General features: G+C 38.9%; 12 protein-coding genes and 1 pseudogene. 5 read left to right on the top strand and 8 right to left on the bottom strand.

Going from position 1 to position 13,399, the window contains the following annotated elements; translation table 11 throughout:
• The first annotated feature begins 61 nt into the window (after positions 1-61).
• The 3 genes from ACM0OY_RS26680 to ACM0OY_RS26670 all read left to right on the top strand — a co-directional run bounded on the left by ACM0OY_RS26680 (position 62) and on the right by ACM0OY_RS26670 (position 2,795).
• Positions 62-427 carry a response regulator gene (locus ACM0OY_RS26680; protein ID WP_414571808.1) on the top strand — a complete coding sequence of 122 codons (366 nt, stop codon included), beginning with the start codon at positions 62-64 and terminating at the stop codon, positions 425-427.
• 6 nt (positions 428-433) lie between these two features.
• Positions 434-1,039 (top strand): chemotaxis protein CheX, encoded by a 606-nt coding sequence (locus ACM0OY_RS26675; protein ID WP_414571807.1) that lies wholly within the window; start codon positions 434-436, stop codon positions 1,037-1,039.
• A gap of 139 nt (positions 1,040-1,178) precedes the next feature.
• On the top strand, positions 1,179-2,795 hold the full coding sequence (locus tag ACM0OY_RS26670) for an ATP-binding protein (RefSeq protein ID WP_414571806.1): 1,617 nt from the start codon (positions 1,179-1,181) through the stop codon (positions 2,793-2,795).
• 15 nt (positions 2,796-2,810) lie between these two features.
• Here ACM0OY_RS26670 and ACM0OY_RS26665 read toward each other — a convergent pair whose 3' ends face one another.
• Both ACM0OY_RS26665 and ACM0OY_RS26660 read right to left on the bottom strand, forming a co-directional pair.
• Positions 2,811-3,893: a hypothetical protein gene (locus ACM0OY_RS26665; RefSeq protein WP_414571805.1), complete on the bottom strand. Its 1,083-nt coding sequence runs from the start codon at positions 3,891-3,893 to the stop codon at positions 2,811-2,813.
• Between the two features lie 42 nt (positions 3,894-3,935).
• The gene (locus ACM0OY_RS26660) at positions 3,936-5,378 is read right to left on the bottom strand and encodes a dynamin family protein (RefSeq protein ID WP_414571804.1); all 1,443 of its coding nucleotides are present in this window, start codon (positions 5,376-5,378) and stop codon (positions 3,936-3,938) included.
• A 143-nt stretch (positions 5,379-5,521) separates the two neighbouring features.
• Here ACM0OY_RS26660 and ACM0OY_RS26655 point away from each other — a divergent pair.
• Positions 5,522-6,778 (top strand): annotated as a pseudogene (locus ACM0OY_RS26655) (hypothetical protein); the annotation flags it as partial.
• On the top strand, positions 6,761-7,252 hold the full coding sequence (locus ACM0OY_RS26650; protein WP_414571838.1) for a GUN4 domain-containing protein: 492 nt from the start codon (positions 6,761-6,763) through the stop codon (positions 7,250-7,252). The pseudogene ACM0OY_RS26655 and the gene ACM0OY_RS26650, both read left to right, overlap by 18 nt.
• A gap of 108 nt (positions 7,253-7,360) precedes the next feature.
• Here the strand turns inward: ACM0OY_RS26650 and purU are convergent, their stop codons facing one another.
• The 6 genes from purU to ACM0OY_RS26620 form a co-directional block, all read right to left on the bottom strand.
• Positions 7,361-8,215 carry a formyltetrahydrofolate deformylase gene (purU, locus tag ACM0OY_RS26645; protein ID WP_414571803.1) on the bottom strand — a complete coding sequence of 285 codons (855 nt, stop codon included), beginning with the start codon at positions 8,213-8,215 and terminating at the stop codon, positions 7,361-7,363.
• A gap of 180 nt (positions 8,216-8,395) precedes the next feature.
• Positions 8,396-9,022, bottom strand: a complete 627-nt coding sequence (locus tag ACM0OY_RS26640) for a DUF4340 domain-containing protein (protein ID WP_414571802.1) — start codon at positions 9,020-9,022, stop codon at positions 8,396-8,398.
• An 83-nt stretch (positions 9,023-9,105) separates the two neighbouring features.
• The gene (locus ACM0OY_RS26635) at positions 9,106-10,842 is read right to left on the bottom strand and encodes a GldG family protein (RefSeq protein ID WP_414571801.1); all 1,737 of its coding nucleotides are present in this window, start codon (positions 10,840-10,842) and stop codon (positions 9,106-9,108) included.
• A gap of 44 nt (positions 10,843-10,886) precedes the next feature.
• On the bottom strand, positions 10,887-11,261 hold the full coding sequence (locus tag ACM0OY_RS26630; RefSeq protein ID WP_414571800.1) for a four helix bundle protein: 375 nt from the start codon (positions 11,259-11,261) through the stop codon (positions 10,887-10,889).
• A 129-nt stretch (positions 11,262-11,390) separates the two neighbouring features.
• On the bottom strand, positions 11,391-12,200 hold the full coding sequence (locus ACM0OY_RS26625) for an ABC transporter permease (RefSeq protein WP_414571799.1): 810 nt from the start codon (positions 12,198-12,200) through the stop codon (positions 11,391-11,393).
• Positions 12,201-13,187 carry an ABC transporter ATP-binding protein gene (locus ACM0OY_RS26620; RefSeq protein WP_414571798.1) on the bottom strand — a complete coding sequence of 329 codons (987 nt, stop codon included), beginning with the start codon at positions 13,185-13,187 and terminating at the stop codon, positions 12,201-12,203.
• Between the last annotated feature and the right edge of the window lie 212 nt (positions 13,188-13,399).

Raw genomic sequence — 13,399 nt, 5'->3', positions numbered from 1 at the left:
TGTAGACAATGTTGGCTGAAATTGTAAAATTATATTTATTCCTTATTTGATAATCAAGCTGATGGCATTAGTTTTAATTATCGATGATGCAGCCTTCTCTCGCAGAATGATCCGTAAGTATTTGCAAGTAGATGGTTATCAGATCTTAGAAGCAACCAACGGACGTGAAGGATTAGAAATGGTTCATAATCATCAGCCAAATTGTGTGTTAGCAGATCTTCTCATGCCAGACATGAATGGGTTTGAATTTTTGGAAGCTATGCAAGCAGAAGAATTAAAAATTCCGACAATTATCATCTCAGCCGATATTCAAGAAGGCTCGCGCAACCAAAGCTATAACTTGGGAGCCGTGAACTTTATTAATAAACCTGTGAAAGAAAATGAATTGCGAAAGGCAGTTCAAGAAGTTATTAATAGAAAGGAATAAGTTTTGATGAATGTAACAACAGAAGAACTGGATGCGTTGCAAGAATTAATTAATATTGGAGTTGGTCGAGCAGCAAGTCTACTGAATGAGATGGTAGATTCTCATATTCAACTACAAACTCCATTTGTGAAAGTATTAACTCTTTCAGATGCCTATGAAGAATTAGCACCGCGATTTCGTGATGAGAGCTTGGCAACTGTAAGACTAGGCTTTACAGGTTCTTTTTATGGCACTGCTGGCTTGATTTTTCCAACTGATAGCGCCTCAACATTGGTTTCAGTGCTTACAGGCGAAGAAGCAGGATCAGCAGATTTAGATGCAGTCAAAATTAGCACCCTGAGCGAAATTGGTAACATTGTTATCAATGGGGTAATGGGTTCACTCACTAATGTGCTAAAGCAACATGTTAACTACACATTGCCCATATATTTAGAAGATACAATTGAGAATTTATTGTTGTCTTCCGATGAGAGCAATTCCAAAATTTTACTAGCACAAGCGAGATTTGCAATTGAACAATTAGAAATTATTGGAGATATTCTTTTAATCTTTTTGGTAGGTACTTTCGACGTGCTGATTAATGCAATAAATGAAGAACTGCAAATAATATAATAAAAAAAAGTAGTCAGAATTTATAATTCTGACCTCAGCTTTCAGAGTGTGTGGTTTTGCTCCTGAGTTCTGATTTTTTTAGTAAAATTCCAGTAAAATTTGCTACATATAGAAAAATATTTAAACTTGCGATCGCACAATGAACATCATCGAACAAGCTCAGGAAAAATTTAGCCTTTTAGATAAAATTCCCTTAGGAGCTTTTGTTCTACAGTCAAATTATATTGTTTTATTCTGGAACAGTTGTTTAGAGGAATGGACAAAAATTTCTCGAAGTAAAATTTTGGGAAATTCTATTTATGAATATTTTCCTCATTTGAATCAGCCTCGTTATACTAGCCGTTTGTGCCAAATTTTTGAAGGCGGGCCGCCAGCAATTTTTTCGTCTCAACTGCATAAATATATTATTCCTGTACCTTTATCAGAAGATAAATATCGCATTCAACACACAACTGTAACCACCGTACCTGCATTTGATGGGGGCGGGTTTTATGCCTTGTTTTCAATTGAAGATTTTACAGATTTAACCTTCAGAGTTCAGCAATATAAAAACCTTCGAGATCAGGCTTTAGCAATAGCAGAAGAACGCCAACGTGCCAAAGAAGTCGCTGAGACAGCAAACCGGATTAAAGATGAATTTTTAGCAATTGTTTCTCATGAACTTCGTTCTCCTTTGAGTCCGATTTTGGGTTGGGCAAAGCTACTAAAAAATCGCTCATTAAATGCAGCTACGACTGCTCGTGCCCTTGAAACCATCGAAAGAAATGCTCAATTACAAGCTCAGTTGATTGAAGACTTATTGGATATCTCTCGTATTCTCCGGGGTAAGCTAGCACTTAATTTAGAGACTGTTAATCTTGTTTTCACTATTGAAGCTGCTTTAGAGACAGTGCAATTGGCAGCAGAAGCAAAATCGATTCAAATTCATCTGCATTTGGATAGACAAATTGGGCAGATAAAAGGTGATAGCAGTCGCATTCAACAAATTATTTGGAATCTGCTTGCTAATGCAATTAAATTTACACCAGCCGGTGGACAAATCGAAGTCTATTTAGAACAGATTGATTCTCAGGTACAATTGAGAATTAGCGATACTGGTAAAGGTATTACTTCTGATTTTCTGCCACACATATTTGAATATTTTCGGCAGGCAGATAGTGGTACAAACCGAAGCTATGGTGGATTAGGGCTTGGTTTAGCGATTGTGCGCCAATTAGTTGAGTTACATGGCGGTACAGTCTCGGCAGAAAGCCTTGGAGAAGGACAAGGTGCGACATTTACAGTTTGCTTACCACTATTTCCACAAAGTCTGGAATTAGGAAGCAAAGATAGCGATGCATCACACAATCCTTATCCATTGTCTATGCTTTATGGTTCGTTAAAAGGAATACGTTTGTTAGTCGTGGATGATGATGCTGATACCCGTGAGTTTTTGGCCTTTCTATTAGAACAACAGGGAGCGATCGTCACGATTGCCGCATCAGCGAATGAAGCCCTGAATGCGATTATGCAGTCAAAGCCAGATTTGCTGTTGAGCGATTTAGGTATGCCAGAAGTTGATGGTTATACCTTGATTCGGAAAATAAGAGCAATGCCCGCCAATTTAGGAGGAGAAATTCCGGCGATCGCCCTAACTGCTTACGCCGCAGAAACCACACAAAAACAGGTTTTTGCAGCCGGATTTCAACTCTATATCTCTAAACCTGTCGAGCCTTCAAAATTGATCGCAGCGATCGCAGCACTCGTTAAGATATAACCGGAAGTAAGGCGATTAAACAATGACACATTTACTAAGAATGACTTCTAGTCCATTCTGTATCTGCTCAAGTTCTTGGCGTTTTTGGTCAATCCAGGCTTTTTCAGCTTCACGCTGTTCCAAAGTTTCGCTGTGGGCTTTTTCCTGCCGTTCGAGGAGATTTTCATAAAGTGCGATCGCTTGTGCAATTACTCGACTAGCTGATTCAACTCGTTTGTCAAAGACTGAACCAACAATTTCATTTAATTTATCAGAGAATTTCTCCATTGATTCATCAAATTTTTGAAATCCTAATTCAAAAATTTTTCCCTTTATTTGGTCTTTTAGTCCATCAAAATCTAGCATTCCAAAACCAAACGAACCCGCAATTGCAGCAGCTAAACTTGCAACAATTACGGCAATAAAACCAACTCCTGTAAATACTATTAATCCAGCAGCTAAAGCTCCACCTATTCCAACACCACCGCCAATTCCTCCCATACCCATAAAATCATCATTTATACCATTTATTGAAATTTGAAGCTGTTGACTGAAATTTGTTTGTATATGTTCGTCAAGGCTTTTAAACTGACCTTGAATTGCATCTAGTTCATACGCAATACTAGTATCTAAATACTTAAGATTTTTTTGTAAAATTACATCTTTAAGTTTCGTATTTCCCCATTCGTCTATTTCCTTTGACAAGTCTCTAATAAATTGATTTGTGTAATCTTGAATGAGTTTGTCTTGGCTCCAAACAGGACTGTGTTCAGAATGCCAGTATTGACTTTTATTAGCCATGCGATCGCCTAACCCTTCGCGCCATTCATCGAAAGATTCAGCAGCTTGTTCCAATACTTTGTCCATCGCTTCAGAAGCCAATAGACGGATTCTGACATCGCGTCCACTGGCTTCTCCTATTTTTTCTAAGATTTTCTGCTTTTCTGCTTCAGAAATTTGAATTTTTCCATCTAAAGTATCCTGCGATTGATATAGCCCATCTAAACCTTTGTCGATGACTTGATTTATTTGACTGATAGAGTGCTTAATTTTTACTATTCCACTATCAAACGTCAAAAATTTCTCAATAGACTCAGTAAAATTTTGGAAGGCTTTCAAATACTCATCTTCAGTTCCACATAAAATTGCATCTAGCGCAGCTTAAGCAGAAATAAAATGAACCCGGTTTTCACCTGTAACTATAGGATTTTGACCTTGTACAAATCTTTCGATCCTCTGTCGTACTTGCTCACGTCCCTTTTCACTACGAACTAAATCTATGAAATTTCCTACTACAAAAATATTATTAGCAGGTTCGTTTTCTTTACCATGATTTAATTGAATTCTCACATCATGGAGTAAATCGCGTTCTACCTGAGTTATAGGACGTGAAGCATTAGTTAAAAATATCACTGCATCAGTATCCTTCAGCAGTTTTTGAGTAATGGCAGTGCGGTCAGGGTGTTCGTTTAATCCTGGAGAATCTACAATTTCTACCCCGCTACTACATAACTCTAAATCAGGATGCTCAAAAACAATTTCATCAATTTCATCATGTGCTAATTCCTCGCTTAGGCATCCAAGTGCTGCATCTTCTGAAATTGTTGCTTTTAGTTGATAATCCTCAAAAGGAATTTCTTCTTCCCGCCCATCTTTATAACGACAGACTACCAGCTTTTGGGTTCCATATTTTAAAACTGTCACAGCACCACTACAGGGAATCTCTCTCACAGGTTGAATTTCTTCACCGAGTAAGGCATTTAGTAATGTTGATTTTCCTTGACTAAACTCGCCTAGCACTGATACTCGAAACCGCTGGCATTGTACTTTTTGTGAGACTTCCCCTAACTCCTCTATCAAAGTATGAGGTAAGAAGCCACGATTAGTACAGTCTTGAATTATCTGAAGTAACTGATAACAATAATTGTCTAATTGTTTACGATCTTCTTGGAATTTTTTCAATTCTCCATAAGAAACCTTTCTACGCATTTTAGTTATTTGGCGTTCTGTTTTAGCAGGTAGAGAGGCTAAGATATCGCTTGCAGCCTTAACAAATATAGTATCTAGTTCTTGGAATCGAGCAGAATTGAGTAAAAAATGCACTTCATCTAAAGCAGCAGTATCTACATTTAATTGATGATTAAATCCAGCCTCTAAAACTGCTAAATATTGTGGTTTAATATCTAAGTGTTTAGCAATTATTTCCAAATATTTTTTCTCTCCTGAATCAATTTCGCCATCAGCTGTTGACATTTCATAGCCAAAACTAATTAATAACAGCTTTTCTGATTCCGAAAGTGGAGCCGCTAATGCTAGTAAGTTGTTAACTTGCTTATAAACTTGATTCTCTTTGACTCCCTTAATCATTAAATGTGTTAACCTACGCACATCGCTTTCTGGAATGCTAAATCGATAAAGAGTTGTTAGTAAACGTTGCTTTTCTGACTCAGCTACTATGCCATCTACAAATATCACTCCTAGCAGCACTGTGACTAAATTTGCCAGAAATATCACAGGTGGTGTGAGATCCTTTTGAGTCAGTTTTTGCCCGGTAATCTGCGACAAAAGTTCAACAGTCTGAGAGCTAACTAGTGAAGTATCCATAAAATATCTGAGGCAATAAAGTTTTTCAGGCTTAGTATGCCCAGATTTAGACAAAATTAATTAATATACCGAATAAATACGGTTATCTTTACTTTTTTATACCAGTTAGGCTCAAGAAAATTAGCCTTTAGCAACCTAAAAATATGCTGTTCCAATTTGCCCCTGCAATTCAAGCTGGTATTGATGCTGGGAAATATCTACAAGTCTTTAGCAATGGAGTACCTATAAGTATGGCTAGAGATGCAGTTACCGGAGAGTTTATTGCTCATGCTATTGGTGCTACGGTCAACAACAGTCCTTTATCTCCATTGGTAGCAGCTTCTAATTTGGTCACGAGTGGAGTACAGATGTATCAAACTCAGCAAGGTTTTACAGCTGTAATCAATGGCTTGCAAACTATACAGACTAGCTTAGGTGTGCTGCAAGCAACTACAGCTTTGATTGGTGTGGGAACAGTAGCAGGTGTAGCACTAACAGCAGTAAACCTTCACCAAACAATGAAACTCAGAAAAGAAGTAGAGCAATTGAGGCTGGAAGTCAAAAATGGTTTTATTGACTTGAAACAAGCCTTAAAAGACCAAGGGGTAGAAATTAGGCAAATGATTGAGCAAGTAGCCCAAGACATCAAATTTGAGCAGCATCGCACAGCTTTAGTGAGAGCGTATGGACTATTTATTCAGGCGGTGAACCGCTTCCGTTCTGCGATGCAATTGCAAGATTTTAGCCGAAAGAACGCTGAAATTGATAGTGTCAGAGGAATGTTATATACAGCTTTAGCAGATTACAACAATCCCCTTCTACTGGAAGAAACTTGTGCAGCTGGTCAATTACGCAGACTTGAATGTGCTTGGGCAATTGAGCAAACAATTGTTGTAACTTATCAAGTACAGAATGAAGTTTCAGCAGTGAGCGATCGCCTGTCTCATCTTCAAGATAAAATCTGTAAAGATGCTCTCACTGTAATTAATCGCTGCGAATCACATGATGAGCTTGATTTTCTCTTTCCCGAAATTACCCGCATAAAAAATCATGATTTAGCAGTATTAAATTCGTGGCAAAATCATGTTAATTGGATGCAATCGCTTCCCCAATCTGAATTAAAACTTTTAACTAGCTCTGATTTTGATAATCCAGATACTCATCACTCCACAATCAATGTGGCAGAACCGCCAGAACAAATAGTATATGAGAATTTAACCGACAAGTCTCATTTTTATTCGCTTCGTGACCAGTTGTTATTTATGTTCGAGCCTGAACTCCGTAGAAACTACGAATTTTATATTAGTGAACAAGCTATAATTAGTGGTTATAAAACATTAGTGAAATCTAATTTACAGCACGCATCAGACCTAACTGTTGCTAATCTTTATTACTACTTCAATATTAGAGATGAATCTGAAAATACACCAGAAATCCCATCAAATTCATCCTTTGTAGGTTATGAGAAATTACAAGAATTACTAGCTGCTGGGAAATGGAAAGAAGCTAATGAAGAAACTAGGATAGCTATGTTGAAAGTAGCTGGACGAACTAAACAAGGTTACTTTGAAGTAGAAAATATTAAAAGCTTTCCATCTCAAGACCTTTATATTATCGATCAACTTTGGATAACTTACAGCAAAAATCACTTTGGCTTTAGTGTACAAAAACGCATCTGGCAAGATGTACATCAAGACTGGCACGAGTTTGGTATTTGTGTCAAATGGAAAGAGTTGAATGAATGGCAGGTTTTCAAATGGATATCTAAGGATGATTTAACCTTCAATCTAAAAGTATCTCAAGGACACCTCCCTGCTGTTTTTCCATGTATAACTCAATCTAGTGGATTTTCTGCTAATATTGTTTGGTCTCTTCTCTCACGTCAAGATTTATAATGATGAAATGATATAGCAATAAATAATGCCATTATTATTTATTGCTACTGTAAGTTTTTAAAATTTTAGATCTTTAGCTGAGAAAAAATAAATATTTATACCAGAGAGCTATTCAAATACTACTGTCCGATTACCATAGACTAAGACACGATTTTGCAAATGCGATCGCACTGCTCTTGCTAATACAACTCGCTCTAAATCTTTGCCTTTTCTCACCAAATCTTCAACTTCGTCACGGTGACTCACTCGCACTACATCCTGTTCAATAATTGGCCCTGCATCTAAATCAGCAGTGGCATAATGAGCAGTTGCACCAATAATTTTCACACCACGTTCAAAAGCTCGGTGATAAGGGTTTGCTCCTACAAAAGCTGGTAAAAATGAGTGATGAATATTGATAATTTGCGGAAATTGATTAATAAAATTTGCACTAACAATCTGCATATATTTCGCTAAAACAACTAAATCGATTTTGTATTCTCGGAGTAATTCTAGTTGTTGGATTTCTTGCTCTAGTTTATTTTCTTTAGTAATTGAAATATGCTTATAATCGATGCCAAATTGCTCTGCCACTACTTTTAAACTAGAATGGTTACTGATAATTAAAGGAATTTCAGCGATAAATTCTTTGGCGCGTTGTCGCCAAATCAAGTCAAATAAACAATGGTCTTGGCGACTTACCCAAATAGCAATACGGGGTAAAGTATCAGAAAAATGCAGTTCCCATTTCGCGTCTAAAGGTTGAGCGATCGCATTAAAAGCCGGTGCAATAAACTCTCGCGGTAAATTGAACCCATCTAACTGCCATTCAATGCGGGTGAGGAATAAGCCGGCAGCAAAATCTGTGTGCTGATCTGCATGGATAATATTACCACCATTAGAATAGATGAAATTGGCGAATTTTGCCACTAGTCCTCGCCGATCAAGGCAGGAAATTAGCAATGTTGCTGTCGGATTGGTCATAAATTTTTAGATTTTAGATTGGGAATAGAATTCTGGATCTGGGTTTAGTTAATTAATCTGTCGTCTTCATTTTTAAAATTGCTATAACTTAGAAAAAATAGTCATATTTTAAGTAGGGACATACAACTGTACGCCCCTATTGAAGGTTATATTAACAGACAGGAGAGCGTCTATGATTGCCTAATTGGCATTTGTCGGAGTCGGTAGAGGTAAATTGCTTGGTAAAGGTGTTGATTTAACATTATCTATGGGTTGTTTCCACTCCGATAATTCGCGATTTACGGCATTTTCAAAATCTATAGATACCAATAGTACATTTACATTGCCATCGGGTTTTGTAGCCGGGTCGGTTTGAGCATATAAAAAACGACCGTTAAAGTTATATTTTCCTAAAATTAACTGATGGCTTTGCTTATTTTTCAGGGTAATATTAATAGTTGTTTGTGGTTGATCTAGAGCAAATTCTCCAAGTTGATTTACTGGAGTTGGTAAAGTGCGATCGCTCTTACCCTTGACCAACAAATCCATCAAATAAGAAACAATAGCGTCATTTGCTGGTTCTGATATTGGAGATTTAATTAACCACTTGGAATGATTAGATTGATTGCTACGTTCCAGATTCAAAGTGAGTTTTTTTGTCTTTATTGTTAAAGCCTGCACATCATCTTCGCCAAAAGAGAAAATTTGCTGCTTTTGCTCTTTAATTTCTGCTCGCTGAGTGGCATCCTTAATTTCATAAAAATAAACAAAACTGCCTAAACCCAGTGCTAGCAGTACCAAAATTAAAGTTGTTCGTGGCAATTTCATTTTTTTGTCATTTGTTATTTATTGAGAGTAAAGATTAGGGAGTGGGGAAGCTTAATTTCCAATCGCTACTCCCCACTTGCTTTTTACCTTCGCTTCCACCAGAGAATAACCGCTGCTGCAAAGCCAATGAGGGGTAAAACTAACACAGATGACAGTGTTAAAAGATTGGCTTGGGTAGTTGTCAGGATTATCCGCCGATTTTTTGGTTCTTTGGGGCGAATAGAAAGGGGTTGTTTATCTTGTTGATTCAGCCAAGTAACTGAGTTGAGAAATACATCTCCATTTAGTTGCCTATCAAACAACCCATCGGTGGCAAAGTTAGAGCTTCCGAAAACGACTAAGCGTGACTCGATTGGTGTTTGAGATGAGGGAGAAGGTGTAGGTGCGGGGGAAGTTTTGTTTTGGGTGGTTGGTGATGGTAGGGGAGAAGGTGTAGGTGCGGGGGAAGTTTTGTTTTGGGTAGTTGGTGATGGCAGGGGAGAAGGTGTAGGTGCGGGGGAAGTTTTGTTTTGGGTGGTTGGTGATGGCAGGGGAGAAGGTGTAGAGGAAGTAGATTTGGGTGTTTGTATTCTTGTTAAGGCAACGCCTAAGGTGAGAGGTCCTTTGAGGTCTTTATCTGGATTGAATTGTAATTTTTCGCTTTCTAGGTCGCTTTCTGCCCAACTAATGGGATAGGGCTTGGTTCGCAGCAGAGGAGTGGCTTCGATACCAGTTACAGGCGTAATTTCCAGAGATCGGGCAATGGGATAAAAAGAAATATCGTTGCGGAAATCTTTGGTAATTGGATGTTGTCCGTATTCTGTCACCAAGGGCGCGGCAGGGCCAAGTCCCACGAAGTTTTCACTTGAAACATCTACTGCTAAACGATTATCTAAACGAACGCCCCACTCTTTTAGCAAGCTGTCAAGTTTGGGATCGGTATTAGGATCGATCATCAGCAGTAAGTTACCGCCTCGATTTAGATATTCTTGCAAGGCTTTGACTTCGGCTTCAAACAGTCCTCGCTTGGGACTAGCTACTATGACGACAGCGGCATCTTGAGGAACTTTCGGGTTTTCTACTAGACTCAGCGGTTCTGTTGTGTAATTTTTATCCTTTAATCCCTCAATTGCTTGGGATATTGCACCTTTAGCTGGTGAAAGTTGGCTTTCGCCATGACCTTGGAGTAAGTAAATTTTGGTTGTTGTTGAACTTGTTAGTTTTTGTAGGCGACTAGTTAATTTGATTTCTGAAAGGCGTTCATTTTGATTGATTGTTTGTACTAATTCTCTTTTTTCCCCATATTCTAGGTAAACTTCGCCATAATCTTTGGCACCAATTTTTTCTGCCAGTCCTGGTCTAAGTTGGGGATCGACATATTCAAAATTAAACTTTGAGCTTTGTCGGCGATAATTTTCTAATAATTGCAAATCTTGGGGATTCTGGTTAATATCAAACACCCAGATTTTAACTGGCTGTGGCAGGACTTTCACCAATTCCCGTGACTGAGGCGCAAGGCTGAATAATTGAGTTTCTGTTAAATCTGCTCGGAACTGGTAGCGAGTTCCTAAAAAATTAATCAATCCCAAAATTGCTAATACTGCTAGAGTTGCCACTAAAGCATTAGTTCCGGCTTGGGTAGAACGGCGCTTCCATAAATTAGTTTGGTAGCTTTGCCATATTATCCACAACCCAATAATCACAATTCCTGGAATCAGGAATGCTAGTGAAATTAGTCCCCATTGTTCAGAGATTAACCCTACTGTTAACCCCACAGTAACTAGGAACGGGCCTAGCCAAAATAGATATTTCCACAGTTTTTTCTTTGCGACTATCTTCATAATGATTTGTCATTGGTCATTGGTCATTGGTCATTGGTCATTGGTCATTGGTCATCTGGTATGTGACCAATTGAGTTTAGGTAGGAGTTTAATTTGGGTGCTAGTTCGTTAATGATTGTTTTAATTGCATTTATCTGTTCGCTAGTTAAAAGTTTACGAGTGTAAGCCCTTCTTAACCAATGTTGAGTCTCATTTAAAGAACCTCTCGCTATTTTGATAAAACGTCTATTTTCTTGGAAACTGCCTCTTCCTGAACCTTCAGCTATATTGGCACCGATACTATCTGCCGCACGGACTATTTGTTTACCAATTGTATTTTTTGCAAAAAAATTCCATCCTTCAACAATTTTCCAAATATCATCTGCTAATTGTTCTGATAATTGATAAACCCGTAATTCTTGGAAACGCTTTGTTGCCATTTATTCATTTGTCTTGCTAATTTTTGGTTCATCAATTCTCCTTCATATATTTTTACTTGTCACTGTTTTTTACCAAATCCCGAATGACTAATGACAAATGACTAATGACAAATGACTAATGACTAATAACTACTGCCTTTGAAAACGCAGTGTATCTATTGATTGAGCTGTGAGAAAGATGCCCAAAAAAATGTAACTGGCAAATAAAATCAAGGCGCTGGTATCGAAAATGCCTTGAATGAGTATGTTGTAATGTTTCAGCAATGATAGATAACTTAAGGCTTCACCTATAGGACCAGGGATAATTTTGGCAACTGTATCAAAAAATAACAGTAATAAGATGACTGCAAAGGTGAGAACAGCAGACAGAATTGTGCTGTCTGTTAATGAAGAAATAAACATTCCTAAAGATAAAATTGCCCCTGCTAGCAAGATTAAGCCAAAATGACCCACTAAGGGAGCTGAGGGCGTCATTGGTGGATTCGATCCACTGATGGCGATCGCTTCCAACAGTAGCACGGGCACAATCATTGTGATAAAAAATGTCAGCACGCCTAACAACTTACCTACAGCTACTGCCCAATTGGTGATTGGTGACGTGGCTAATAGTTCTAAAGTGCCCCGCTTACGTTCTTCGGCATAAAGTCCCATTGAGAGAATTGGCAGGACAAATAACAACAGCCCACCCATTGAATCCAAAAATGCTCGCACAAATTCGTAGGCAAAATCTATTGTTGGTATTGGTGCCCCTTGTTGTGCTTGTGCATCTATTGTCGCCGCTGCGACAAAAATGCCATTTGGCCCTACTAAAATCATCACGAAAAATAACCCGGCGACGAACCAAAATACACTGGCGATCGCATATGCCAAAGGTGATACAAAATAACTCTGTAACTCTCGGCGATAAATGGCAATAATATTACCCAGTACTACACCCATTTATGCGGCTTCTCCTTGTGTGGCTGCTTCTAAATTCTTTTCTTCTGTGGTCAGTTGCAAGAACACATCTTCTAAGGTAGCGTTAACTCGCCGCAATTCATGTAAGCCGAATCCTGCACGCACTAATGTTGCAGCAATATCCCGTCCTGGTTCTTTCCCCGGTTGGGATATCACCCGCAGGTAAGCCCGATTTGCCTGGAGTTGATGACCTCCGGCTGTGGGAATTGATTCTACCAAACTCACGCCGGCAATATTTTGTAATACTTGTTTCGCTAGGGCAGCTTCTCCTTCTATTTCGATTTCATACCCAGAGCCGCCTGTCAACTGAGTCATCAAATTTTCTGGTGTATTAGTTGCCACAACTTTACCGCCATTAATGATGGCAACGCGGCTACAAGTCATACTTACTTCTGGGAGAATGTGTGTAGAGAGAATAATTGTGTGAGTACCAGCGAGACTTTTAATTAAATTCCGCACTTCAATTATTTGCCGAGGATCGAGTCCAATCGTGGGTTCATCGAGGATGATTGCTGGAGGATCGTGGACGATCGCTTGAGCAATTCCTACCCGTTGCCGATATCCTTTAGAAAGTTTGCGAATAATTACCCGCCGCTTCTCTTGTAAATTACAGCGTTCGATGGCTGCTGTTACCTTATGATTGCGATCGCCTGCTGAAACTCCCTTTATTCGCGCCACAAAATGCAAAAATCCCTCCACCGTCATTTCTGGATATAACGGCGGTGTTTCCGGTAAATAGCCAATTTTTTGGCGTACAGCCAAGGAATTTTCATGGACATCATAACCAGCAATGCGGGCATTGCCATCGGTTGCCGGTAAATAACCAGCCAGAATCCGCATGGTTGTCGTTTTACCTGCACCATTCGGTCCTAGCAAGCCTAAAATTTCCCCTGGTTCGACGTTAAAAGTGACATCAGTAATCGCTGGGGTAGAACCGTATATTTTACTCAGATGCTCAACTTCAATCATCAGTTTAGTGGCGTTAGTGGCGGTCTAAGATTATAGGATACCTAAATAATCTTGGATTGCGATATTGGGTATGAAGGATTGGGCATCGACAAGAGGATGGGAAGATAAGGGGAAATGGGGACAAGAAAAGTAGATATAGCAGGAGGCAGGAGGCAGGAGGCAGGAGGCAGGAGGCAGGAGGTAAAAGTATTACTATTCCCAATACTGCTCGC

It is taken from the genome of Nostoc sp. CCY 9925, assembly GCF_963920935.1.
In the GTDB taxonomy this organism is placed as follows: Bacteria; Cyanobacteriota; Cyanobacteriia; order Cyanobacteriales; family Nostocaceae; genus Nostoc.
The sequence above is the reverse complement of the archived record's forward strand: the minus strand, read 5'-3'. Positions and strand labels throughout refer to the sequence as shown.

Coding starts and splice junctions, on each gene's coding strand:
- ACM0OY_RS26680 (WP_414571808.1), top strand. CDS start 62: ATGGCATTAGTTTTAATTATCGATGATGCAGCCTTCTCTCGCAGAATG.
- ACM0OY_RS26675 (WP_414571807.1), top strand. CDS start 434: ATGAATGTAACAACAGAAGAACTGGATGCGTTGCAAGAATTAATTAAT.
- ACM0OY_RS26670 (WP_414571806.1), top strand. CDS start 1,179: ATGAACATCATCGAACAAGCTCAGGAAAAATTTAGCCTTTTAGATAAA.
- ACM0OY_RS26660 (WP_414571804.1), bottom strand. CDS start 5,378: ATGGATACTTCACTAGTTAGCTCTCAGACTGTTGAACTTTTGTCGCAG.
- purU (WP_414571803.1), bottom strand. CDS start 8,215: ATGACCAATCCGACAGCAACATTGCTAATTTCCTGCCTTGATCGGCGA.
- ACM0OY_RS26640 (WP_414571802.1), bottom strand. CDS start 9,022: ATGAAATTGCCACGAACAACTTTAATTTTGGTACTGCTAGCACTGGGT.
- ACM0OY_RS26635 (WP_414571801.1), bottom strand. CDS start 10,842: ATGAAGATAGTCGCAAAGAAAAAACTGTGGAAATATCTATTTTGGCTA.
- ACM0OY_RS26630 (WP_414571800.1), bottom strand. CDS start 11,261: ATGGCAACAAAGCGTTTCCAAGAATTACGGGTTTATCAATTATCAGAA.
- ACM0OY_RS26625 (WP_414571799.1), bottom strand. CDS start 12,200: ATGGGTGTAGTACTGGGTAATATTATTGCCATTTATCGCCGAGAGTTA.
- ACM0OY_RS26620 (WP_414571798.1), bottom strand. CDS start 13,187: ATGATTGAAGTTGAGCATCTGAGTAAAATATACGGTTCTACCCCAGCG.